Genomic DNA, 20,898 nt, shown 5'->3' on the forward strand with positions numbered 1-20,898 from the left:
CGCTGCCGCGGCGGCGGCCGCCGCGGCGGTCTCCGGCAGCGGGGCGGCGAGGATGGCGGCGATCTCGGGACGCGGCTCGGTGGTGGGGGCGCAGGGCCCGGGAAGCTCCTTGGCGCGCACCGCCCGGGTGATCCACGCCCGGTCCAGGACGCGCCGCTCGTCGGCCTCGGCGACCAGGTCCTCGGACTGGTTGTAGTCGCCGTCGGCGGCCTGGACCGCCCACAGATGGACGGCGACCCCGTGCTCCTTGGCCGACATCAGCCCGGGCAGCAGATCGCCGTCGCCGGTGACCAGCACGATGTCGGAGCAGGCGCGGTTGCGGGCCAGCTCGGTCAGCTCGGCGTGCATGGCGGCGTCCACGCCCTTCTGCGCCCAGCGGCCGTCGCTGCGGGTCAGCGCGCCGAGCCGGACGGTGACCCGGGGCATCACCCGCAGCCGCCGGTGCTCGGGCTGGGGTACGCGGTCGGGGGCGCCGTCGAACCAGTAGATGCGCAGCAGCGGGCGCTCGGTGTCGGCCTCGGCGCGCTCCCGCAGGCCCTGGATCAAGGTCGCGTGGTCGACGGAGATGCGGGAGCGGGCGGGCTCCCCGGCCAGCAGGCTCGCGGCGGCGCCCAGCAGATAACCGGCGTCCACCAGGACGACGCAGCGGTCCACGTTCCACCCTCTTTCCTGAAGTCCAGTCGTCGGTCGCCCCCCGACACAGCCGTGCCCCGATTCTTTTCTTCGTCCTCCCTTCGAGTCTGCCCGACCGTACGGGGGTTATCAGTCCGAACTGGATCACCGGCGTGGCGGATACGGCCTCCTCGGCAAGACCGCCCTTCTCACTCACGGTAATTGCCCGAAATGCACGGGTCACCGGGGCGTGTCACTGTTCTTCCCGGGGGCTGATCCCAACTGGAGGCACACCACCATGGGTAAGAACAAGAACCGCGATCGCAAGCAGCAGAGCCGGCAGAACCGCGGTCAGGCCGACCAGGCGCAGCAGTCCTCGATGGAAGCGCAGCCGCAGCAGATGGGGCCGGAGGGTGCCCCTTCGACGGCGCGGAAGAGCCGCCAGAAGAGTTTCGGCCACAACTGACCGCCGCCCATGAGCGGTTGAGGGGCGCGCCCGGCAGTCCGGGCGCGCCCCTCACCTTTTGTCCGTCTGTCCGTCCTCAGCCCGCCAGGCAGGAGGCTCCGAGCAGCACCTTGAGGTCGCCGAAGAGCGCCGGGTCGGGGGTGACCCGGTGCCGGTCGAGCCGCAGCACGGTGGTCTTGCGGGCCCCTTGCAGCTTGATCCGCACTTCGGTCGAACCGCGGTGGTGGGTCAGCACCTCGCCCAGCTTCTCGACCAGCGGCGGGGTGACCTTGACGGTCGGAATGGTGATCGTCACGGGGGCGTTGGCGCCCGCCTCGGACAGGTCGGGGACCATCAGCTCCATGGCGACCAGCCGGGGCACGTCCTCGCGCTTGTCGAGCCGTCCCTTGACGAAGACGACGGCGTCCTCGACGAGCTGGGTGGAGACCAACTGATAGGTGGCCGGGAAGAACATGCACTCGATCGACCCGGCCAGGTCCTCGACGGTCGCGATGGCCCAGGCGTTGCCCTGCTTGGTCATCTTGCGCTGGAGGCCGGAGATGATGCCGCCGATGGTGACGATCGCCCCGTCGGCGTGCTCGCCGCCGGTGAGCTGGGAGATCGCGGCGTCCGCCTTGTCATTCAGGATGTGCTCGATGCCGAAGAGCGGGTGGTCGGAGACGTAGAGGCCCAGCATCTCGCGCTCCTGGGCGAGCAGATAGGTCTTGTCCCACTCGATGTCGGAGAACTCGATGTCGAGACCGAAGCCCGGCGCGTCCCCGCCGCCGCTCTCGCCGCCCATGCCGCCGAAGAGGTCGAACTGCCCCTCGGCCTCCTTGCGCTTCACCGCCACCACGTTGTCGATCATCGTTTCGTAGTGCGCCGTGAGGCCCTTGCGGGTGTGGCCCATCTCGTCGAAGGCGCCCGCCTTGATGAGCGATTCGGTGGTGCGCTTGTTACAGACGACCGCCTCGACCTTGTCGAGGTAGTCGGGGAACGAGGTGTACTTCCCCTTGGACTTGCGGCCGCGGATGATCGCGTCCACCACGTTCTGCCCGACGTTGCGGACGGCCGTGAGGCCGAAGAGGATCACATCGTCACCCTGGGCGGTGAAGTTGGCCTCCGACTCGTTGACGTTCGGCGTGAGCACCTTGATGCCCATGCGGCGGCACTCGTTGAGGTAGATCGCCGACTTGTCCTTGTCGTCACGGACCGAGGTGAGCAGCGCCGCCATGTACTCGGCGGGGTAGTTGGCCTTGAGGTACGCGGTCCAGTAGGTGACCAGGCCGTACGCGGAGGAGTGCGCCTTGTTGAACGCGTATCCGGCGAACGGGACCAGCACGTCCCACACCGCCTGGATGGCCTCGTCGGAGTAGCCGCGCTCGCGGCAGCCCTTCTGGAAGGGCACGAACTCCTTGTCCAGGACCTCCTGCTTCTTCTTGCCCATCGCCCGGCGCAGCAGGTCGGCCTGGCCCAGCGAGTACCCCGCGAGCACCTGGGCGGCCTTCTGCACCTGCTCCTGGTACACGATGAGGCCGTAGGTGATGCCCAGGACCTCCTTGAGCGGCTCCTCCAGCTCGGGGTGGATCGGGGTGATCTCCTGCTGGCCGTTCTTCCGCAGGGCGTAGTTGATGTGCGAGTTCATGCCCATCGGGCCCGGCCGGTAGAGGGCCGAGACGGCGGAAATGTCCTCGAAGTGGTCGGGCTTCATCATGCGCAGCAGGGAGCGCATGGGGCCGCCGTCGAACTGGAAGACGCCGAGGGTGTCGCCGCGGCAGAGCAGTTCGAAGGTCTTGGGGTCGTCCAGCGACAGGTCGAGCAGCTTGAGGTCGACGCCCTTGTTGGCGCGGACCATCTTCACCGCGTCGTCCATGATGGTGAGGTTGCGCAGGCCGAGGAAGTCCATCTTCAGCAGGCCCAGCGACTCACAGGTGGGGTAGTCCCACTGGGTCACGACCTGGCCGTCGTTCTTCGGCGAGAAGACCGGGACGTGGTCGGTCACCGTCTCGCTGGACATGATCACGCCCGCGGCGTGCACGCCCATCTGACGGACCAGGCCCTCGATACCGCGCGCGGTGTCGATGACCTTCTTCACATCCGGCTCGTTCTCGTACATCCCGCGCACCTCGCCCGCCTCGCTGTAGCGGGGGTGCTTCTCGTCGGTGATGCCGGACAGCGGGATGCCCTTGCCGAGGACGTCGGCGGGCATGGCCTTGGTGATGCGGTCACCCATCGCGTACGGGTAGCCGAGCACCCGGGCGGAGTCCTTGATCGCGTTCTTGGCCTTGATGGTGCCGTACGTACCGATCTGGGCGACCTTGTCGGCGCCGTACTTCTCGGTGACGTACCGGATGACCTCACCGCGCCTGCGCTCGTCGAAGTCGATGTCGACATCGGGCATGGAGACGCGCTCGGGGTTGAGGAACCGCTCGAAGATCAGCCCGTGCTCGACCGGGTCGAGGTCGGTGATGCCCAGCGCGTACGACACGATCGAACCGGCCGCGGAGCCTCGGCCGGGGCCCACCGCGATGCCGTTGTTCTTCGCCCACATGATGAAGTCGGCGACCACGAGGAAGTAGCCGGGGAACCCCATCTGGATGATGACGTCCATCTCGTACTCGGCGAGCTTCTGCCGGTCCTCGGGGACGCCGCCGGGGAAGCGCTGGGCCATCCCCTTGCGGACCTCCTCCTGGAACCAGGTGACCTCGGTGTATCCCTCGGGCACGTCGAAGCGCGGCATCAGGTCGCGCTTCTCGAACCAGCCGGTGTTGTCGATCTGCTCGGCGACCAGGAGGGTGTTGCGGCAGCCCTCCTGCCAGGCGTCCGAGGAGTCGATGGCGTACATCTCCTCCGTGGACTTCAGGTAGTAGCCGGTGCCGTCGAAGCGGAAGCGGTCCGGGTCGGAGAGGTTCTTGCCGGTCTGGACGCACAGCAGCGCGTCGTGCGCCACGGACTCGCGGGAGTAGGTGTAGTGCGAGTCATTGGTGACCAGCGGCGGGATGCCCAGCTTCTTGCCGATCTCCAGCAGCCCGTCCCGGACCCGGCGCTCGATCTCGATGCCGTGGTCCATCAGCTCCAGGAAATAGCGGTCCTTGCCGAAGATGTCCTGGTACTCCGAGGCGGCCTTCAGGGCCTCGTCGAACTGGCCGAGGCGCAGCCGGGTCTGCAGCTCGCCGGACGGGCAGCCGGTGGAGGCGATCAGCCCTTCGGACCACTGGGCGATGGTCTCCTTGTCCATCCGGGGCCACTTGACGAAGTAGCCCTCCATGTAGGCGTCGGAGGAGAGCCGGAAGAGGTTGTGCAGACCGGTCTTGTTCGTCGCCCAGATGGTCTTGTGGGTGTAACCACCGGAACCGGAGACGTCATCGCGCTTCTGGTGCGGCTGGCCCCACTGGACCCGTCGCTTGTAGCGCCGCGACTCCGGGGCGACATACGCCTCGATGCCGATGATCGGGGTGATCCCGGCGCCGGTCGCCTGCTGGTAGAAGTCGTACGCACCGTGGAGGTTGCCATGGTCGGTCATGGCGATGTGCGTCATGCCCATCTCGTTGCAGGCGTTGAACATGTCCTTGAGCCGCGCCGCACCGTCCAGCAGCGAGTACTGGGTGTGGACATGCAGGTGCGTGAAGGGCGGCTTGGTCACGGTGGCAGACCTCCGGCGAACGGTCGATGACGGGTGGGTGGGACAGGACCGAAGGTTACCCTTCCGGACTGACAGCGGACGGGCGCGGGCGAGTAGCCTCGGACGCTGATCCTCTCGGGATCCTCCGTCCCGTCCTGTACGTCGGAACGTATGTCGCACGGGATGAAGAACACCCAGTCGTACAAGCCATCACCACGTCACCACGCCGTGATCCCCATGCCCCAGGAGGCGCTCCGCGATGTCGACCCAGCAGACCCAGGCGGAACAGCGCGGCGAACACATCCTCGCCGTCTTCGACACCGCCTTCGGCGAGCTGCTCGCCGCCGACCCGGCCGCCTTCCGGGTGAAATTCCGGAAAATGGCCGCCTCGGCGTTCGCGTTCTACCGCGGCACCGCCTGCCTGTTCTACTCCGACGTGGAGCGCGAGCGCGCCGGCGGCCCGTACCTGGACGACCGCACCAGCCGGGTGTGGATCCACGGTGACCTCCACGCCGAGAACTTCGGCAGCTACATGGACGCCAACGGGCGTCTGGTCTTCAACGTGAACGACTTCGACGAGGCCTACGTCGGCCCCTTCACCTGGGACCTCAAGCGCTTCGCCGCCTCCGTCGCGCTCATCGGCTACACCAAGGCGCTCAGCGACGAGAAGATCACCGAGCTGGTGCGCGTCTACGCCGCCGCCTACCGCGAGCGGATCCACGCGCTGGCCACCGGTGCCAAGAACGACGAGGTGCCGCCCTTCACCCTGGAGACCGCCGACGGTCCGCTGCTGGACGCGCTGCGCGTCGCCCGCTCCCTGACCCGCTTCGGGCTGCTCGACTCGATGACCGAGATCCGCGACTTCGAGCGCCGCTTCGCGCCGGGCGGCGGCTCCATCGAGCTGGACGCCGCGACCCGCTACAAGGTGCTGGCCGCCTTCGACGGCTATCTGGAAACGCTTCCCGAGTCCAGTCTCGCGCGTCCGGACTCCTACCGCGTCAAGGACGTCGTGGGCCGCCGGGGCATCGGCATCGGCAGCGCCGGGCTGCCCTCGTACAACATCCTCCTGGAGGGCAACAGCGACGCCCTGGAGAACGATGTGGTGATCTACATGAAGCAGGCGCAGACCCCGGCGGTCTCCCGGCACATCACCGACGAGCAGGTCCGCGCGTACTTCCACCACGAGGGCCACCGCACGGTCATCTCGCAGCGCGCGCTCCAGGCGCACGCCGACCCGTGGCTGGGCTGGACCGAGCTGGACGGGGCCGGGCAGCTGGTCGCCGAGATCTCGCCGTACGCGGTGGACCTGGACTGGGGCGACATCGACGACCCGGCCGAGATCGCCGCGGTCGTCGCCGACCTCGGGCGGGCCACGGCCACCATGCACGCCGCCGCCGACGACCAGAGCGGTCACTCCCTGGTGCCGTTCTCCACCGAGCGCGCCATCGACGCGGTGATCGCCGCGGACGAGGACGGCTTCGGTGACCTGCTGGTGGACTTCGCCCACACCTACGGCGCCCGGGCCCGCGCCGACCACCAGATCTTCGTGGACCTCTTCCGCAACGGCCGCATCCCGGGCCTCTGAGCGGCACCGTGCCGGGGACGTGGGGTGGCCGCCGGGCGGGCACCCCACGGGCTCTCTTGATGTCACTCCTACAGCCGAACGTGGCACAATCCGACCTTATGGACGGCATGGGCGGCACCGTCGGCACAGGCGGCACCGGGCCCCGGCTGAGGGCCCTGCGCGCGGCGCTCTTCACAGCGCTGTGCGTCACCCTGTCCTCGACGTCCCATGTGCTGCTCTCCCGCGTCCCGCTGCCGCTCCCCACGGTCGCGGCGCTCTCGGCGGCCGTCTTCACCCTCGCCTACGCGCTCGCGGGCCGGGAGCGGGGCTTCTGGGGCATCGCCGCCCTGCTGGTCCCGCTGGAACTGGCCGCCGACACGATCTTCACCACGGGCCAGGACGCCTGTTACGGCCAGTCCGGCGGCCCGGTGGCCGGGCCCCTGCGCTCGATGGGCGTCGACCTGCTCTGCGGCAGCGGTGACGTGGGCACCCCGCTGGCCGGGGTCACCCATTCGGGGGGTGGCACGCCCCTGGCCGCCGCCGTCGGCTCCGCCACCCCGTGGCTGCTGCTCGCCGCCCACGTGGCCGTCGGGCTGATCGCCTCGGCCTGGCTGCGGCGCGGTGAGGCCGCCCTCGGGCGGCTGCTGGGGGCCCTCGCCGGTTTCGCCTTCCGGCCGCTGCTGCTGGCCGTCGCGGTCGTCACCGCGGCCCTGCGGCCGCGCACCCCGGCCGCGCTGCCGGTACGCCCGGTGCGTCCGGCCCCCGCGCTCCCCCTTCTGGTGCACTCCGTCGTGCGTCGTGGACCGCCCTGCTCAGTCGCCGCCTGAGCACAGCGTTTCCCTTCCACGTACGCACTACCGACCGACGTAGAACGACGGAGATCGATCACTTATGAGCAACCGCAACAGCCACCAGAACAAGCAGGCCGCGCGCGAGCGGCTGCGCGCCGAGCGTGAGCGTCAGGCCAAGAAGGAGCGGATGCGCCGCCAGCTGTTCGTCGGCGGCGCGGTCGTCGCGGTCCTCGCGATAGCGGGCGGCATAGGCTACGCCGTCACCAACATGAACACCGACGACGTCAACCAGAAGTGGCAGGCGGCGGCCAAGAAGCAGTCCCTGGTGAAGCCCGCCCACACCAGCGGCCCCCAGGGCACCACGGTGATCATCGGCGACAAGAAGGCCAAGAACACCCTGCACGTCTACGAGGACATGCGCTGCCCGGTCTGCGCCACGTTCGAGAAGTACACCGGCCCGACCGTGCTCAAGGACATCAAGGACGGCACCTACAAGGCGCAGTTCACGATGGGCACCTTCCTCGACGACAACAAGCAGATGCCCGGCGCCGGCTCGAAGAACGCCCTGAGCGCGCTCGGCGCGGCGCTCAACGTCAGCCCGCAGGCCTTCCTGGACTACAAGACGGCGCTGTACTCCCCGAAAAACCACCCCGAGGAGACCGACGACGCCTTCGCCAGCGACCAGAAGCTGATCGACGTCGCCCAGCAGGTCAAGGAGCTGAAGGGCAACGCGGCCTTCGAGAAGGCCGTGAAGAAGGGCACATACGACCGGTGGGCCCTGGCCATGTCCAAGACGTTCAACGACACCAAGGACATCACCGGCACCCCGTCCTTCAAGCTCAACGGCAAGAAGCTGGAGGTCGGGCAGGGCAAGCCGCCGATGACGCCGGACCAGTTCACCCCGCTCGTCAAGCAGGGCCTCAAGAAGTAGCCGCCCCGCACCGCCGGGCCCGCGCGGGCGCGCCTTCGGGGGAACACCCCGGGGCGCGCCCGCCGGCCCGGCGGTGACGTGACCCGGCGGCGACGCGCGGGCGAACTTCCCCCCGAAGACCTGCCGTTCGGGCCTACTTGCCAGTAGGGTCGTCGGCCGTGACCGACGCCGAAAACCACATATCCCGCCGCAGCGCCGTCACGGCCGTAGCGGCCACCGCCGCCCTGCTGCCGCTCGCCGCCCAGACGGCCGCCCACGCCGACACCGGCCCCGCCTTCCTGCACGGCGTCGCCTCCGGCGATCCGTTGCCCGACGGCGTCCTGCTGTGGACGCGCGTCACCCCCACCCCGGACGCCGTGCCCGGTTCGGGACTCGGCCCGGCCGTCGAGACCGGCTGGGAGGTCGCCACGGACCGGGAGTTCCGTACGGTCGTCGCGCACGGCACCGCCAAGACCACCGCCTCGGCCGACCACACCGTCAAGGCCGATGTGCGCGGACTGCGGCCGGCCACCGACTACTTCTACCGCTTCCGGGCCGACGGCGGCGCCTACTCCCCCGTGGGGCGCACCCGGACCGCCCCGGCGGCCGACGCCGCCGCCCCCGGGATCCGCTTCGGCGTGGTCTCCTGCGCCAACTGGGAAGCGGGCTGGTTCTCCCCGTACCGCCATCTCGCGGCCCGCACCGATGTGGACGCGGTCCTGCATCTGGGCGACTACATCTACGAGTACCAGAGCGGCGAATACCCCGACCGGACGTACACGGTCCGGCAGCACGCCCCCACCCACGAGATCACCACCCTCGCCGACTACCGCACCCGGCACGGCAGGTACAAGACGGACGCCGATCTGCAGGCGCTGCACGCCGCGATGCCGATGATCGCCATCTGGGACGACCACGAGTTCGCCAACGACGCCTGGTCGGGCGGGGCCGAGAACCACACCCCCGGCACCGAGGGCGCCTGGGCGTCACGGATGGCCGCCGCCAAGCAGGCGTACTTCGAGTGGATGCCGGTGCGCCCCTCCACCGAGGGCACCACCTACCGGCGGCTGCGCTACGGCACGCTCGCCGACCTCCACCTGCTCGACCTGCGCTCGTTCCGCTCCCAGCAGGTGTCCGTGGGCAGCGGCGCGGTGGACGACCCGGAGCGCACGGTCACCGGGCGCGCCCAGCTCGACTGGCTCAAGTCCGGGCTCAGCGGCTCGGACACCACCTGGCGACTGGTGGGCAACTCGGTGATGATCTCGCCGGTCGCCTTCGGCGCGCTCCCCGCCGAGGTGCTCGCCCCGCTGGCCGAACTCCTCGGGCTGCCCAAGGAAGGCCTGGCGATCAACACCGACCAGTGGGACGGCTACACCGACGACCGGCGCGAACTGCTCGCCCATCTCACCGGGAACGCCATCGGCAACACCGTCTTCCTCACCGGTGACATCCACATGGCGTGGGCCAACGACGTGCCGGTGAAGGCCGCGACCTATCCGCTGTCCGACTCGGCCGCGACCGAGTTCGTGGTCACCTCGGTGACCTCCGACAACCTCGACGATCTGCTCCACGTACCGGCGCACACCGTCTCCCTGGCCGCTGCCGCCGCCCTCCGCGCCGCCAACCGGCATGTGAAGTGGCTGGACATGGACGCCCACGGCTACGGCGTGCTCGACGTCACCGCCGAACGGGCCCAGATGGACTACTACACCGTCTCCGACAAGGCCGACCCGCGCGCCACGGCGTCCTGGAGCCGGTCCTATCTGACCCGCTCCGGCACCCAGCGGGTCGAGCGCGCCGACAAGCCGGTGGTCTGAGCCCTACCGCAGCTCCTCGAGGAAGCCGAGGGCCACCCGCCAGGTGGCCTCGGCGGCCTGCTCGTCGTAGTCCGGCAGCTCCGGGTCGGTGTACAGGTGCCCGGCTCCCGGATAGCGGAAGACCTCCACATCGGCCCCGGTCCGCCCCATCCGCAGATACCAGGCGTTCAGCCAGTCGTGCGGCTCGAACGGATCGGGGTCGGCGACGTGCAGCTGCACCGGCAGCTCATCGGTCGTGGTGTCGTCGGCGATGTCCGACGTCCCGTGCAGCAGGAGCAGCCCGCGCGCCTTGTCGTCGGCCAGCGCCAGGTTCTGCGCGAGCGAGCCGCCGAGCGAGAAGCCCGCGTAGACCAGGCCCCGGTCCGAGACCGGCGCCGCGGCCCGCACCGCCCGCTTCAGCAACTCGTCCCCGCCGATCTCCTCCTTGAGGGCCATGCCCTCCTCCGCGGTGGCCGCCGTCCGCCCCTCGTACAGATCGGGTACGTACACCTCGTGCCCCGCGGCGCGCAGCCGGTCCGCGGCCGCGTGCACCGCGGGCCGCAGGCCGTACATGGAATGGAGGAGCAGGATCGGGGAACCGGTCACAGTGGTCACTTCCTTGTGGGTGGAACGCGCTTCGCCCATCGTGCCAGGTACGGCCCGGGAAGGCGGAAATCGAGAACCTCCGACGGAAGGACGAGGAAGATCTTCATGGAGGACGTGCTGCGTCCCGTCATCGTCATCGGCGGCTCCCTCGCCATCACCGTGCTCATCGGCTGGGGAGCCGATTGGCTGCTGCGGCGGATCGACGCCCGGCACCCGGAGACCCCGCTGTGGGACCTGCTGCGCGGCTGCCGGCTGCCCCTGCAGGTGACGGTGTGCACGGCGCTGCTGCGCGGCTCGTACGACACGATCAAGGCGCAGGCCATCACCACACACCAGACGGCGATCAGCCGGCTGCTCACCCTGGTGCTGATCGCGGCGACGGCCTGGCTGGCGATCCGGGTCTCCGGCGCCATAGTGGAGTCCTCGTACTCCCGCTACGCCGCCAGCGCGCACGACCCGGCGCGGGTGCGGCGGGTGCGCACCCAGGTCACGCTGATCCAGCGGGTGGTGGCCGCGGTGGTCGGGGTGGTGGCGGCGTCGGCGATGCTGCTGACGTTCCCCGCGATGCGCACCGTCGGCACGTCCATGCTGGCGTCCGCCGGAATCTTGGGCATCGTCGCCGGTGTCGCCGCCCAGTCGACGCTGGGCAACCTCTTCGCCGGACTGCAGATCGCCTTCGGCGACATGGTGCGGATCGGCGACACGGTGGTGGTCAACGGCGAGTGGGGCACGGTCGAGGAGATCACCCTCACCTTCCTGTCGGTGCGGACGTGGGACGAGCGCCGGATCACCATGCCGGTGTCGTACTTCACCGGCCAGCCCTTCGAGAACTGGTCGCGCGGCGGCACCCAGAAGACCGGCACGGTCTTCTTCCACCTCGACCACCACGCCCCGATCGAGGAGATGCGGGCGAAGCTGCGCGAGATCGTGCAGAAGTCCCCGGCCTGGGACGGGCGGGACTGGAGCCTGGTCGTCACCGACACCAGCCCGAGCACCATCGTGGTGCGGGCGCTGGTGACCGCGCGGGACTCCGACGACGCGTGGACGGTGCGGTGCGACATCCGGGAACAGATGATCACCTGGCTGCGCACGGAGCATCCGTACGCGCTGCCGAGGATCACGACCGCGCCCGCGGTGCAGGCCCAGCTGCCCGCGACGGCGTCCGCGTCCCGGTCCGGCTCCCGGCGCGAGGACCACTTCGCCCGCTTCGACGACGGCTTCCGCAAGGGCTGACCGCCGCGGGGCGACGGGGCTCAGCGCCTCCAGCGCCTCACAGCGCCCGCCGCATCGCGCGGTGCGGAATGCCGCTGCCCTCGTCGAACTCCGGCCCGAACGCCTCGTAGCCCAGCCGCTCGTAGAAGGCGAGCGCGTGCGTCTGGGCCTCCAGGTAGACCCCGGACAGCCCGCGCCGCCCCGCCTCCGCCTCGACCGCCCGGACCAGCGCCGCCCCCAGGCCGGTGCCGCGCGCCGCGCGGGCCACGGCGAGGCGGCCGAGGGCGGCGGTGGTGGCGCCGTTCACCCCGGCGTGGCCGTACTTCTTGTCGGCCGCCGCGCCGTACAGGAAGCGGACGGTGCCCACGGGGCGGCCCGCCGAGGAGGCCAGGAGGTGGACGGCGTGCGCGTCGTACGCGTCCATCTCCTCCGCCACGGGAATCTCCTGCTCGACCACGAAGACCTCATGGCGCACGGCGTGGCAGCCCGTGAGGTCGCCATCGGTCACGACCTCGATGGCGTACGGCGCGCTCACGCGCTCTCCGCGCGCACGATGTCCAGCGCCCGCTGCAGGTCGTCCGGGTAGGGGCTCTCGAACTCGATCCAGCTGCCGTCCGAGGGGTGCTCGAAGCCCAGCCGCATCGCGTGCAGCCACTGCCGGGTCAGCTTCAGCCGCTTGGCGAGCGTCGGGTCGGCCCCGTAGGTGAGGTCGCCGACGCACGGATGGCGGTGGGCCGACATGTGCACCCGGATCTGGTGGGTGCGCCCGGTCTCCAGCTTGATGTCGAGGAGGCTGGCGGCGCGGAAGGCCTCGATGAGGTCGTAGTGGGTGACGCTCGGCTTGCCGTCAGCGGTCACCGCCCACTTGTAATCGTGCTGGGGGTGCCGCCCGATCGGCGCGTCGATGGTGCCGCTGAGCGGATCGGGGTGGCCCTGGACCAGCGCGTGGTAGCGCTTGTCGACCGTGCGCTCCCGGAACTGCTGCTTGAGCAGGGTGTACGCGCGCTCGGACTTGGCGACGACCATCAGACCGGAGGTGCCCACGTCCAGCCGGTGGACGATGCCCTGGCGCTCGGCGGCGCCCGAGGTGGCGATGCGGAAACCGGCGGCCGCGAGTCCGCCGATCACGGTCGTGCCGGTCCAGCCGGGGCTGGGGTGGGCGGCGACGCCGACCGGCTTGGCGATGACCACGATGTCGTCGTCGTCATGGACGATCTCCATGCCCTCGACGCGCTCGGCGACGACCTGGACCGGCGGCGCGGCCTGCGGCATCTCGACTTCGAGCCAGGCCCCGCCGGAGACCCGGTCGGACTTACCGGCGGTGCTGCCGTCGACCTGCACCTTCCCGGCGGCGGCCAGCTCGGCCGCCTTGGTCCGCGAGAAGCCGAACATGCGGGCGATCGCGGCGTCGACGCGCTCGCCCTCCAGTCCGTCGGGTACGGGCAGGGTGCGGATCTCGGGAATCGTACTCACCCGTCGAGTATGACGGACCGCGCGCACCGGTTCGTACGCCCGTCGCATACCGGCCCCGCCGCAGCGGGGCCGGGCGTCAGTCCTTGTGGACCGTGCCGTCCGGGTCCAGGCCGCGGAAGGACAGGATCACGATCAGGAAGCCGCCGCACACGATCGCCGAGTCGGCGAGGTTGAAGACGGCGAAGTGGGCGGGCGCGATGAAGTCCACGACCGCCCCCTGCAGATCGCCGGGCGTCCGGAAGACCCGGTCGGTGAGGTTGCCGAAGGCGCCGCCGAGCAGCATGCCGAGCGCGATGGCCCAGGGCAGGCTGTAGAGCTTGCGGGCCAGCCGCGCGATGACCACGATCACCCCGGCCGCGATCACGGTGAAGACGATGGTCATCGCCTCGCCCATGCCGAAGGCCGCACCGCGGTTACGGATCACCTCCAGCTGCAGCCAGGTGCCGATCACCTCGACCGGAGCGTGGTGCTCCAGCTTCGCGACCACGGCCAGCTTGCTGCACAGATCCAGGAGGTACGCGAACCCGGCGACCGCGGCCAGCACCCCGATCCGCCGCCTCTTCCCGGCTCCGGCCACGGCCCCGGCGGCGCTGGTCCCGGCGCCCTCCTCGGCCTTCCCCGCATCTGGCGTACCGATGGCCTGCTCCGCCTCTGTCAACGTATGTTCCCTCATCGTCGGGCCAGTCTCCCCCTGGCTCAGACGAGGGTACGACACAGGCGTGCGGACGGTCAGCGGCGCTCCTGACGCTGCTTGCACTCGACACACAACGTCGCGCGCGGGAATGCCTGCATCCGGGCCTTGCCGATCGCGTTCCCGCAGTTCTCGCACAGGCCGTAGGTCCCGGCGTCCAGCCGCTCCAGGGCGCGCTCGGTCTGCAGCAGCATCTCGCGGGCGTTCCCGGCCAGGGCCATCTCGTGCTCGCGCGTGATGTTCTTGGTGCCGGTGTCGGCCTGGTCGTCGCCCGCGCCATCGCCGGAGTCCCGCATGAGCCCGGTGATGGCCTCCTCGGAGGCGAGGATCTCGGTGCGCAGCCGGCCGGCCTCGGCCAGCAGCCCGGTGCGCGCCTCGTCGACCTCCTCCGCCGACCAGGGGGCCTCGCCGGGGCGTACGGCCAGCTCGCCGGGGTCCACGGGCCCGCCGGCCCGGGCCTTGGGCACGCCGGACGGCGGGAACGACGGCGCGGTCTGCTTGGCGGTCGGCGCACCGCCCGGAGTCTTCTTCGCAACCACTTTCCTGGCTCCCGTCTTCTTCGCGGGCACCGCCTTCTTGGCGGATGCGGCCGATGCGGTCTTCTTCGCCGTGGCCTTCTTGACCGCGGCCTTCGTGGTCTTCTTGGCCGTCGCCCGGGTGGCCGTGGTCTTCTTGGCCGTGGTCCTGGCGGCCGCCTTCTTCGTGACCTTCGCGGCCTTCTCGTCCTGCGCGGCGGCCGATGTGGCCTTGCCCGCCGAGGCGCTCTTCTTCGCGGACGCGGCCTTCGTCGCCTTCGCCGTGCTCTTCTGCACGGCGGTCTTCCTCGCCACCATGGCCGCGGCCCCTTCACATATTGTGATCTTGCTCGCGAATCGTTCCGGAACGATAAATCGACTCCGGGCACGCGGCAACGGGGCACGCCGCCCGATTCGCCCGGCTTGCCCGTACGGCAATCCGGTCTTCACGGTTGTGCCCCACCCACCGCCCGGTAATCCGGCCGGGAACCGGTACCGGAGAGTGAGGCACGAGGACTCCCGCACTGCAGCACCCGGCGTATCGGCATTCGGGTCGTCTCGGGTCCGGCCCCTCCCCCAGTCGGCGCAGCGGCGGAAATCGGTCGGCCGCGGTCCGTCCGGCCCCGTACACTGGGCGCAGCGAAAGGCGTGGATGGGGACGAGTAGCGGCGTACGCGGCCACGAGCGACCCGGGGACGGTGTGAGCCCGGGGGCGAGCGCGACGTGAAGGATCACCCCGGAGCCGCCGGAAGAACACCCTCCCTGGGCCAGTAGAACCGGCATCGCGCCCCAATGAGGGGGCCGGGAGCGCACTGCTCGCGGCCAAGGAGGGTGGTACCGCGGGAGCGCTGACGGCTCTCGTCCCTCCGACGGAAACGACGAGACGTATCCGCCGGAGGACGCATTCCGATGACGCAGTACCGCCAGGTGCCCGCCCAGGTCGACCTGCCCGCGCTCGAGCACGCCGTGCTCGACTTCTGGCAGGAGAACAAGATCTTCGCCCGCACCCTCGAACAGTCCGAGGGCCGGCCGGAGTGGGTCTTCTACGAGGGCCCGCCCACCGCCAACGGCATGCCGGGCGCCCACCACATCGAGGCCCGCGTCTTCAAGGACGTCTTCCCCCGTTTCCGCACCATGCGCGGCTATCACGTGGCCCGCAAGGCGGGCTGGGACTGCCACGGCCTGCCGGTGGAGCTGGCGGTCGAGAAGGAGATGGGCTTCAACGGCAAGAAGGACATCGAGGCGTTCGGCATCGCCGAGTTCAACGCCAAGTGCCGGGAGTCGGTGACCCGGCACACCGACGCCTTCGCCGAGCTGACCCGGCGCATGGGCTACTGGGTCGATCTGGACGACGCCTACCGCACGATGGACCCCGAGTACGTCGAGTCGGTGTGGTGGTCGCTCAAGGAGATCTTCACCAAGGGCCTGCTGGTCCAGGACCACCGCGTCGCCCCCTGGTGTCCGCGCTGCGGCACCGGGCTGTCCGACCACGAGCTGGCCCAGGGCTACGAGACCGTCGTCGACGCCTCGGTCTACGTGCGCTTCCCGCTGACCTCCGGCCCGCTGGCCGGCGAGGCGTCCCTGCTGGCCTGGACGACCACCCCGTTCTCGCTGGTCGCCAACCTCACCGTTGCCGCCCACCCCGAGGTGACCTATGTGGTCGCCACGGACGGCAAGGAGAAGCTGGTCGTCGCCGAGACGCTGGTCGAGCAGGCGCTGGGCGAGGGATGGCACACCACCGGCCAGAGCTTCACCGGCGCGGAGATGGAGCGCTGGACGTACCAGCGCCCCTTCGAGCTGGTCGAGATCCCCGACGCGCACTTCGTCGTCAACGCCGACTACGTCACCACCGAGGACGGCACCGGACTGGTCCACCAGGCGCCCTACGGTGAGGAGGACTTCAAGAGCAGCCGCGCCTACGGCGTGCCGATCGTCAACCCGATCCGCACGGACGGCACCTTCGAGGAGGGGCTGGACCTGGTCGGCGGCCAGTTCTTCAAGAAGGCCGACGAGACGCTGGTCCGCGACATGGACGAGCGCGGGCTGCTGTTCCGGCACCTGGCGTACGAGCACAGCTACCCGCACTGCTGGCGCTGCCACACCCCGCTGATCTACTACCCCCAGCCGTCCTGGTACATCCGCACCACCGCGGTCAAGGACGCGCTGCTGCGGGAGAACGAGAAGACCAACTGGTTCCCTGACTCGGTCAAGCACGGCCGTTTCGGCGACTGGCTGAACAACAACATCGACTGGGCGCTCTCCCGCAACCGCTACTGGGGCACCCCGCTGCCCATCTGGCGCTGCGAGGAGAACCACCTGACCTGCGTCGGCTCGCTCACCGAGCTGTCCGAGCTGACCGGCACCGACCAGACGGGGCTCGACCCGCACCGCCCGTACATCGACGAGGTCACCTTCACCTGCACCACCGAGGGCTGCTCCCTGGAGGCCGTGCGGGTGCCGGAGGTCATCGACGCCTGGTACGACTCGGGTTCGATGCCGTTCGCGCAGTGGGGCTACCCGTACCGCAACAAGGAGGTCTTCGAGAAGCGCTACCCGGCGCAGTTCATCTCCGAGGCCATCGACCAGACCCGCGGCTGGTTCTACACGCTGATGGCGGTCGGCACGCTCGTCTTCGATCGGTCGAGCTATGAGAACGTGGTCTGCCTCGGTCACATCCTGGCCGAGGACGGCCGGAAGATGTCCAAGCACCTGGGCAACATCCTGCAGCCGATCCCGCTCATGGACCAGCACGGCGCCGACGCCGTGCGCTGGTTCATGGCCGCCGGCGGATCGCCGTGGGCGGCCCGCCGGGTGGGCCACGGCACCATCCAGGAGGTCGTGCGCAAGACGCTGCTGACCTACTGGAACACGGTCGCCTTCCAGGCCCTGTACGCCCGCACCTCGGGCTGGGCGCCGTCCGCCGCCGACCCGGCCCGGGCCGAGCGCCCGATGCTGGACCGCTGGCTGCTGGGCGAACTGGGCACGCTCACCGAGCAGGTCACCCAGGCGATGGAGGCGTACGACACCCAGCGCGCCGGACGGCTGCTGTCGGCGTTCGTGGACGACCTGTCCAACTGGTACGTGCGCCGCTCGCGCCGCCGCTTCTGGCAGGGCGACGCGGCCGCGCTGCGCACCCTGCACGAGGTCATCGAGACGGTCACCCGGCTGATGGCCCCGCTGGTGCCGTTCATCACCGAGCGCGTCTGGCAGGACCTGGTCGTCCCGGTGACCCCGGACGCCCCCGACTCCGTCCACCTGACCTCGTGGCCCGAGGCCGACCAGGCCATGATCGACCCGGCCCTCTCGGCCCAGATGGCGCTCGTACGGCGCCTGGTGGAGCTGGGCCGGGCCACCCGGGCCGAGTCCGGCGTGAAGACCCGCCAGCCGCTCTCGCGGGCGCTGGTCGCCGCCTCCGGCTTCGAGAAGCTGGGCCCCGAGCTGCGCGCGCAGATCGAGGAGGAGCTGAACGTCTCCTCGCTCGCCGCGCTGAGCGAGGTCGGCGGCTCGCTGGTCGACACCACCGCCAAGGCCAACTTCCGTGCCCTGGGCAAGCGCTTCGGCAAGGGCACCCAGCCCGTCGCCAAGGCCATCGCGGACGCCGACGCGGCCGCGCTGTCGGTCGCGCTGCGCGAGGGGACCGCGTCGGTCGTGGTGGACGGCGAGACGGTCGCCCTCTCCCCCGATGAGGTCATCATCACCGAAACCCCGCGGGAGGGCTGGTCGGTCGCCTCCGACTCCGGCGCCACGGTCGCCCTCGACCTGGAGATCACCCCGGAGCTGCGGCGCGCGGGCCTCGCCCGGGACGCCATCCGGCTGATCCAGGAGGCCCGTAAGAACAGCGGTCTGGACGTCGCCGACCGGATCGCCCTGCGGTGGGTGTCCGCCGACGAGGACCTCCGCCAGGCCCTCACGGACCACGCCGGGCTGATCGCGGACGAGGTCCTCGCCACGGACTTCGCCTCCGGCGAGGCCGACGCCGCCTACGGCACCCCCTTCGAGGACCAGGCCCTGGGCCTGACGTTCCGCCTCCGCAAGGCGTAACGCCCCGCGGGGGCTTGTTCCCCACCCCGCCCCTTCCCGACCAGGGGGCTCCGCCCCCTGAACCCCCGGTCCTCAATCGCCGGACGGGCTGAAAATCAGCCCGTCCGGCGATTGAGCACACGCCCGAAGGGCGCCGGGGTCCGGAGCGGAGCACACCCGCACTCCAGCCCGTCCGGCACTTGAGGACCGGGGTCCGGGGCGGAGCCCCGGTTGCGGGGAGGGGCGGGTAGGGGAAAGACCGCCGTCGGCCCCACGCACGGCAAAGGGCTGGGCCCCGGGAGCGGATCGCCCCGGGGCCCAGCCCTTCGTGATTGCCGAAACGCTTACGCGTACCGCGTCAGTTGTCGTCCTCGTCGATGAGGAAGCCCCGCATCGGGCTCGGCGCCTGCTGCATCGGCTGCGGACTCTGCGGCCGCACCGGTGCCATCGGCTGGGTCATCGCGGGAGACATCTGCTGCTGCCCACCGTACGACGGCGCGCCGCCGTTCTGGTTGTGGCCGCCGCCCATCGACTGGTTGCCACCCATCGTGTGGCCACCCATCGAGCCGGCACCCGAGGAAGCCATGGACCCGCTCATCGAGGGGGACGGCGGCAGCGAGGCGGTCGCCGGAGTCCGCGACGGGGCCAGCGAGTCGTCGGACTGGTTCTCCAGCTGGCGCAGCTGGCTCTCCAGGTACGACTTCAGCCGCGTGCGGTACTCGCGTTCGAAGCCGCGCAGGTCCTCGACCTTGCGCTCGAGCGTGGCACGCGCGGACTCCAGGGAGCCCATCGCGACACGGTGCTTCTCCTGCGCGTCCCGCTCCAGTGCGTCGGCCTTGGCGCGGGCGTCGCGCTCCAGGCCCTCGGCGCGGCTGCGGGCCTCACCGACGATCTTGTTGGCCTCGGAACGGGCCTCCGCGATCGCCTGGTCGGCGGTCTGCTGCGCGAGCGAGAGCACGCGCGCGGCGCTGTCGCCGCCCGGGCCCTGACCCGGCTGCGGCAGCTGCGGGCCGCCGGGGCCACCGGGGCCGCCCATCGGGCCACCCATGGGCCCGCCGGGACCCATGGGGCCGTTCTGGCCCATCGGACCGGGACCACCGGGGCCGCCAGGACCGCCGGGGCCACCGGGACCGCCCTGGCCCATCGGACCGGGGCCGCCCTGGCCCATCGGACCGGCCGGCAGCTGCGGGGCACCGCCCGGAAGCTGGGGCGGGCCGCCCATCTGCTGCTGCTGTTGCTGCTGCTGCGGCGGGCCGGGCTGGCCCTGCTGCTGCGGCGGTCCGGATATGGCGGCGGGGACAGGGGCGCCGGGTCGCTCCTGCTGTTCCGGAGGTTTGCGCATGCCTTGCTGCTGCTGACTCTGTGCGGCGGCCCGGGTCGCTGCGGCCAGCTTGGCGCGCAGGTCCTCGTTCTCCCGCAGCAGCCGGGTCAGTTCGGCTTCGACCTCGTCGAGGAAGGCATCGACCTCGTCCTCGTCATAGCCTTCTCGGAGGCGGACGGTCGTGAACTGCTTGTTCCGCACGTCCTCGGGGGTCAACGGCATCTCTACTTCACCTCAACGTAGTCGTCGGCAACCGGCAAGACCGTATCGTTCACACCCTGCTCGCAAAATTGCTCACGACGGTGATCAGGATCCAGACGATGATCATCAGCACGAAGAAGGACAGGTCGAGCGCCACACCCCCGAGACGCAACGGCGGGATGACCCGCCGCAGCAGCTTGAGTGGCGGATCGGTCACAGTGTAAGTGGCCTCGAGGATGACCACCATCGCCCTACCGGGTTGCCACGAGCGTGCGAACTGGAAGACGTAGTCCATCACCAGCCGGAAGATCAGCACGATCAGGAAGCAGTACAACGCGATGTAGATCACCTGCAGTGCGATGCCCATCTCGCGCGTCCCTCTCCCCTGTTTCGTACGCGGCCTTGCGGCCTCGGATGACTCGGTGTTGCCGTGTTGCGTCTCAGCTCTGGTTGAAGAACCCGCCCTCTGCGATACGGGCCTTGTCCTCCGCCGTGACATCGACGTTAGCAGGAGACAACAGGAACACCTTCTGCGTCACTCGCTCAATGCTCCCATGGAGACCGAACACGAGTCCGGCGGCAAAGTCGACAAGTCGCTTCGCGTCCGTGTCGTCCATCTCCGTCAGATTCATGATCACCGGGGTGCCCTCACGGAAGTGTTCCCCGATAGTACGGGCCTCGTTGTAGGTCCGAGGGTGCAGTGTGGTGATGCGGTACGGCTCCCGCTCGGACACAACCTTGGGCATGATCACCGGTGCGTTCTTCTCCAAGTTCTGACGTTCAGGTGTGATAGACGCCACGGGGGCAATTCGCGCGGGTTGTCTGCTTTCCGTTACAAGCGGAGCCGGTTCACGCTGTGCGGGGGGGTGGACCACTCGCACAGATTCGCCCCTCTCCGGCCGCGGCTCGGTCTCCACCGCCGGATGACGCCGACGCTCCCGCTCGGGCTCCGGCTCGGGTTCGAATTCGTCGTCGGGGTCGAACCCCCGGCCGTCGTACCCATCGTCCTCCACGAGGCCGAGGTAGACCGCCATCTTGCGCATCGCGCCGGCCATTCTCTGCGTCCTCCGCTCTGTGGTGGATCGGCTCCGCCACCGGATGCCTTGGATCCACGTGGCC

At 70.1% G+C, this 20,898-nt stretch carries 17 protein-coding genes; 7 read left to right on the forward strand and 10 right to left on the reverse strand.

What is annotated here, in order from left to right; genetic code table 11:
• Positions 1-654 (reverse strand): NYN domain-containing protein (locus ABZ562_RS39115; RefSeq protein WP_361489639.1); only part of this gene is annotated, 654 nt, incomplete at its 3' end.
• Between the two features lie 256 nt (positions 655-910).
• Here ABZ562_RS39115 and ABZ562_RS39120 point away from each other — a divergent pair.
• Positions 911-1,078, forward strand: a complete 168-nt coding sequence (locus ABZ562_RS39120) for a hypothetical protein (protein WP_361489641.1) — start codon at positions 911-913, stop codon at positions 1,076-1,078.
• 76 nt (positions 1,079-1,154) lie between these two features.
• Here the strand turns inward: ABZ562_RS39120 and dnaE are convergent, their stop codons facing one another.
• The gene (dnaE, locus tag ABZ562_RS39125) at positions 1,155-4,700 is read right to left on the reverse strand and encodes a DNA polymerase III subunit alpha (RefSeq protein ID WP_361489643.1); all 3,546 of its coding nucleotides are present in this window, start codon (positions 4,698-4,700) and stop codon (positions 1,155-1,157) included.
• A 238-nt stretch (positions 4,701-4,938) separates the two neighbouring features.
• Here dnaE and ABZ562_RS39130 point away from each other — a divergent pair, with 238 nt between their 5' ends.
• The 4 genes from ABZ562_RS39130 to ABZ562_RS39145 all read left to right on the forward strand — a co-directional run bounded on the left by ABZ562_RS39130 (position 4,939) and on the right by ABZ562_RS39145 (position 9,761).
• Positions 4,939-6,264: a DUF2252 domain-containing protein gene (locus ABZ562_RS39130; protein ID WP_361489646.1), complete on the forward strand. Its 1,326-nt coding sequence runs from the start codon at positions 4,939-4,941 to the stop codon at positions 6,262-6,264.
• Between the two features lie 107 nt (positions 6,265-6,371).
• Positions 6,372-7,070 (forward strand): hypothetical protein, encoded by a 699-nt coding sequence (locus ABZ562_RS39135; RefSeq protein WP_361489687.1) that lies wholly within the window; start codon positions 6,372-6,374, stop codon positions 7,068-7,070.
• Positions 7,071-7,134: 64 nt separating this feature from the next.
• The gene (locus ABZ562_RS39140; RefSeq protein ID WP_361489649.1) at positions 7,135-7,965 is read left to right on the forward strand and encodes a thioredoxin domain-containing protein; all 831 of its coding nucleotides are present in this window, start codon (positions 7,135-7,137) and stop codon (positions 7,963-7,965) included.
• A 158-nt stretch (positions 7,966-8,123) separates the two neighbouring features.
• On the forward strand, positions 8,124-9,761 hold the full coding sequence (locus ABZ562_RS39145; RefSeq protein WP_361489652.1) for an alkaline phosphatase D family protein: 1,638 nt from the start codon (positions 8,124-8,126) through the stop codon (positions 9,759-9,761).
• Positions 9,762-9,764: 3 nt separating this feature from the next.
• Here the strand turns inward: ABZ562_RS39145 and ABZ562_RS39150 are convergent, their stop codons facing one another.
• Positions 9,765-10,346: a dienelactone hydrolase family protein gene (locus ABZ562_RS39150; RefSeq protein ID WP_361489690.1), complete on the reverse strand. Its 582-nt coding sequence runs from the start codon at positions 10,344-10,346 to the stop codon at positions 9,765-9,767.
• A gap of 105 nt (positions 10,347-10,451) precedes the next feature.
• On the opposite strand from ABZ562_RS39150, the gene ABZ562_RS39155 reads away from it, so the two are divergent.
• Positions 10,452-11,579: a mechanosensitive ion channel domain-containing protein gene (locus ABZ562_RS39155; RefSeq protein WP_361489655.1), complete on the forward strand. Its 1,128-nt coding sequence runs from the start codon at positions 10,452-10,454 to the stop codon at positions 11,577-11,579.
• Positions 11,580-11,616: 37 nt separating this feature from the next.
• Here ABZ562_RS39155 and ABZ562_RS39160 read toward each other — a convergent pair whose 3' ends face one another.
• The 4 genes from ABZ562_RS39160 to ABZ562_RS39175 all read right to left on the reverse strand — a co-directional run bounded on the left by ABZ562_RS39160 (position 11,617) and on the right by ABZ562_RS39175 (position 14,555).
• A complete protein-coding gene (locus ABZ562_RS39160) occupies positions 11,617-12,093 on the reverse strand; it encodes a GNAT family N-acetyltransferase (protein WP_361489658.1) in 477 nt (158 codons plus the stop codon).
• Positions 12,090-13,031: an RluA family pseudouridine synthase gene (locus ABZ562_RS39165; RefSeq protein ID WP_361489661.1), complete on the reverse strand. Its 942-nt coding sequence runs from the start codon at positions 13,029-13,031 to the stop codon at positions 12,090-12,092. Before ABZ562_RS39165 ends, ABZ562_RS39160 begins: the two co-directional genes overlap by 4 nt.
• Before the next feature lie 76 nt (positions 13,032-13,107).
• Positions 13,108-13,689 (reverse strand): signal peptidase II, encoded by a 582-nt coding sequence (locus ABZ562_RS39170; RefSeq protein ID WP_361489664.1) that lies wholly within the window; start codon positions 13,687-13,689, stop codon positions 13,108-13,110.
• 71 nt (positions 13,690-13,760) lie between these two features.
• Positions 13,761-14,555, reverse strand: a complete 795-nt coding sequence (locus tag ABZ562_RS39175) for a TraR/DksA family transcriptional regulator (protein WP_361489666.1) — start codon at positions 14,553-14,555, stop codon at positions 13,761-13,763.
• Between the two features lie 591 nt (positions 14,556-15,146).
• Here ABZ562_RS39175 and ileS point away from each other — a divergent pair.
• Positions 15,147-18,278: an isoleucine--tRNA ligase gene (gene ileS / locus ABZ562_RS39180; protein ID WP_361489669.1), complete on the forward strand. Its 3,132-nt coding sequence runs from the start codon at positions 15,147-15,149 to the stop codon at positions 18,276-18,278.
• A 337-nt stretch (positions 18,279-18,615) separates the two neighbouring features.
• On the opposite strand, the gene ABZ562_RS39185 is transcribed toward ileS, so the two are convergent.
• The 3 genes from ABZ562_RS39185 to sepF all read right to left on the reverse strand — a co-directional run bounded on the left by ABZ562_RS39185 (position 18,616) and on the right by sepF (position 20,834).
• On the reverse strand, positions 18,616-19,800 hold the full coding sequence (locus ABZ562_RS39185) for a DivIVA domain-containing protein (RefSeq protein WP_361489672.1): 1,185 nt from the start codon (positions 19,798-19,800) through the stop codon (positions 18,616-18,618).
• 49 nt (positions 19,801-19,849) lie between these two features.
• Positions 19,850-20,146: a YggT family protein gene (locus ABZ562_RS39190; protein WP_055556344.1), complete on the reverse strand. Its 297-nt coding sequence runs from the start codon at positions 20,144-20,146 to the stop codon at positions 19,850-19,852.
• Positions 20,147-20,219: 73 nt separating this feature from the next.
• Positions 20,220-20,834 carry a cell division protein SepF gene (sepF, locus tag ABZ562_RS39195; protein ID WP_361489674.1) on the reverse strand — a complete coding sequence of 205 codons (615 nt, stop codon included), beginning with the start codon at positions 20,832-20,834 and terminating at the stop codon, positions 20,220-20,222.
• Positions 20,835-20,898 lie beyond the last annotated feature (64 nt).

This window comes from Streptomyces sp. NPDC019937, from assembly GCF_040631655.1.
Lineage (GTDB): Bacteria > Actinomycetota > Actinomycetes > Streptomycetales > Streptomycetaceae > Streptomyces.

What these genes read in the sequence shown, in the direction of transcription:
- ABZ562_RS39120 (WP_361489641.1), top strand. Translation starts at nt 911, where the DNA reads ATGGGTAAGAACAAGAACCGCGATCGCAAGCAGCAGAGCCGGCAGAAC.
- ABZ562_RS39130 (WP_361489646.1), top strand. Translation starts at nt 4,939, where the DNA reads ATGTCGACCCAGCAGACCCAGGCGGAACAGCGCGGCGAACACATCCTC.
- ABZ562_RS39135 (WP_361489687.1), top strand. Translation starts at nt 6,372, where the DNA reads ATGGGCGGCACCGTCGGCACAGGCGGCACCGGGCCCCGGCTGAGGGCC.
- ABZ562_RS39140 (WP_361489649.1), top strand. Translation starts at nt 7,135, where the DNA reads ATGAGCAACCGCAACAGCCACCAGAACAAGCAGGCCGCGCGCGAGCGG.
- ABZ562_RS39155 (WP_361489655.1), top strand. Translation starts at nt 10,452, where the DNA reads ATGGAGGACGTGCTGCGTCCCGTCATCGTCATCGGCGGCTCCCTCGCC.
- ABZ562_RS39175 (WP_361489666.1), bottom strand. Translation starts at nt 14,555, where the DNA reads ATGGTGGCGAGGAAGACCGCCGTGCAGAAGAGCACGGCGAAGGCGACG.
- ileS (WP_361489669.1), top strand. Translation starts at nt 15,147, where the DNA reads ATGACGCAGTACCGCCAGGTGCCCGCCCAGGTCGACCTGCCCGCGCTC.
- ABZ562_RS39185 (WP_361489672.1), bottom strand. Translation starts at nt 19,800, where the DNA reads ATGCCGTTGACCCCCGAGGACGTGCGGAACAAGCAGTTCACGACCGTC.
- ABZ562_RS39190 (WP_055556344.1), bottom strand. Translation starts at nt 20,146, where the DNA reads ATGGGCATCGCACTGCAGGTGATCTACATCGCGTTGTACTGCTTCCTG.
- sepF (WP_361489674.1), bottom strand. Translation starts at nt 20,834, where the DNA reads ATGGCCGGCGCGATGCGCAAGATGGCGGTCTACCTCGGCCTCGTGGAG.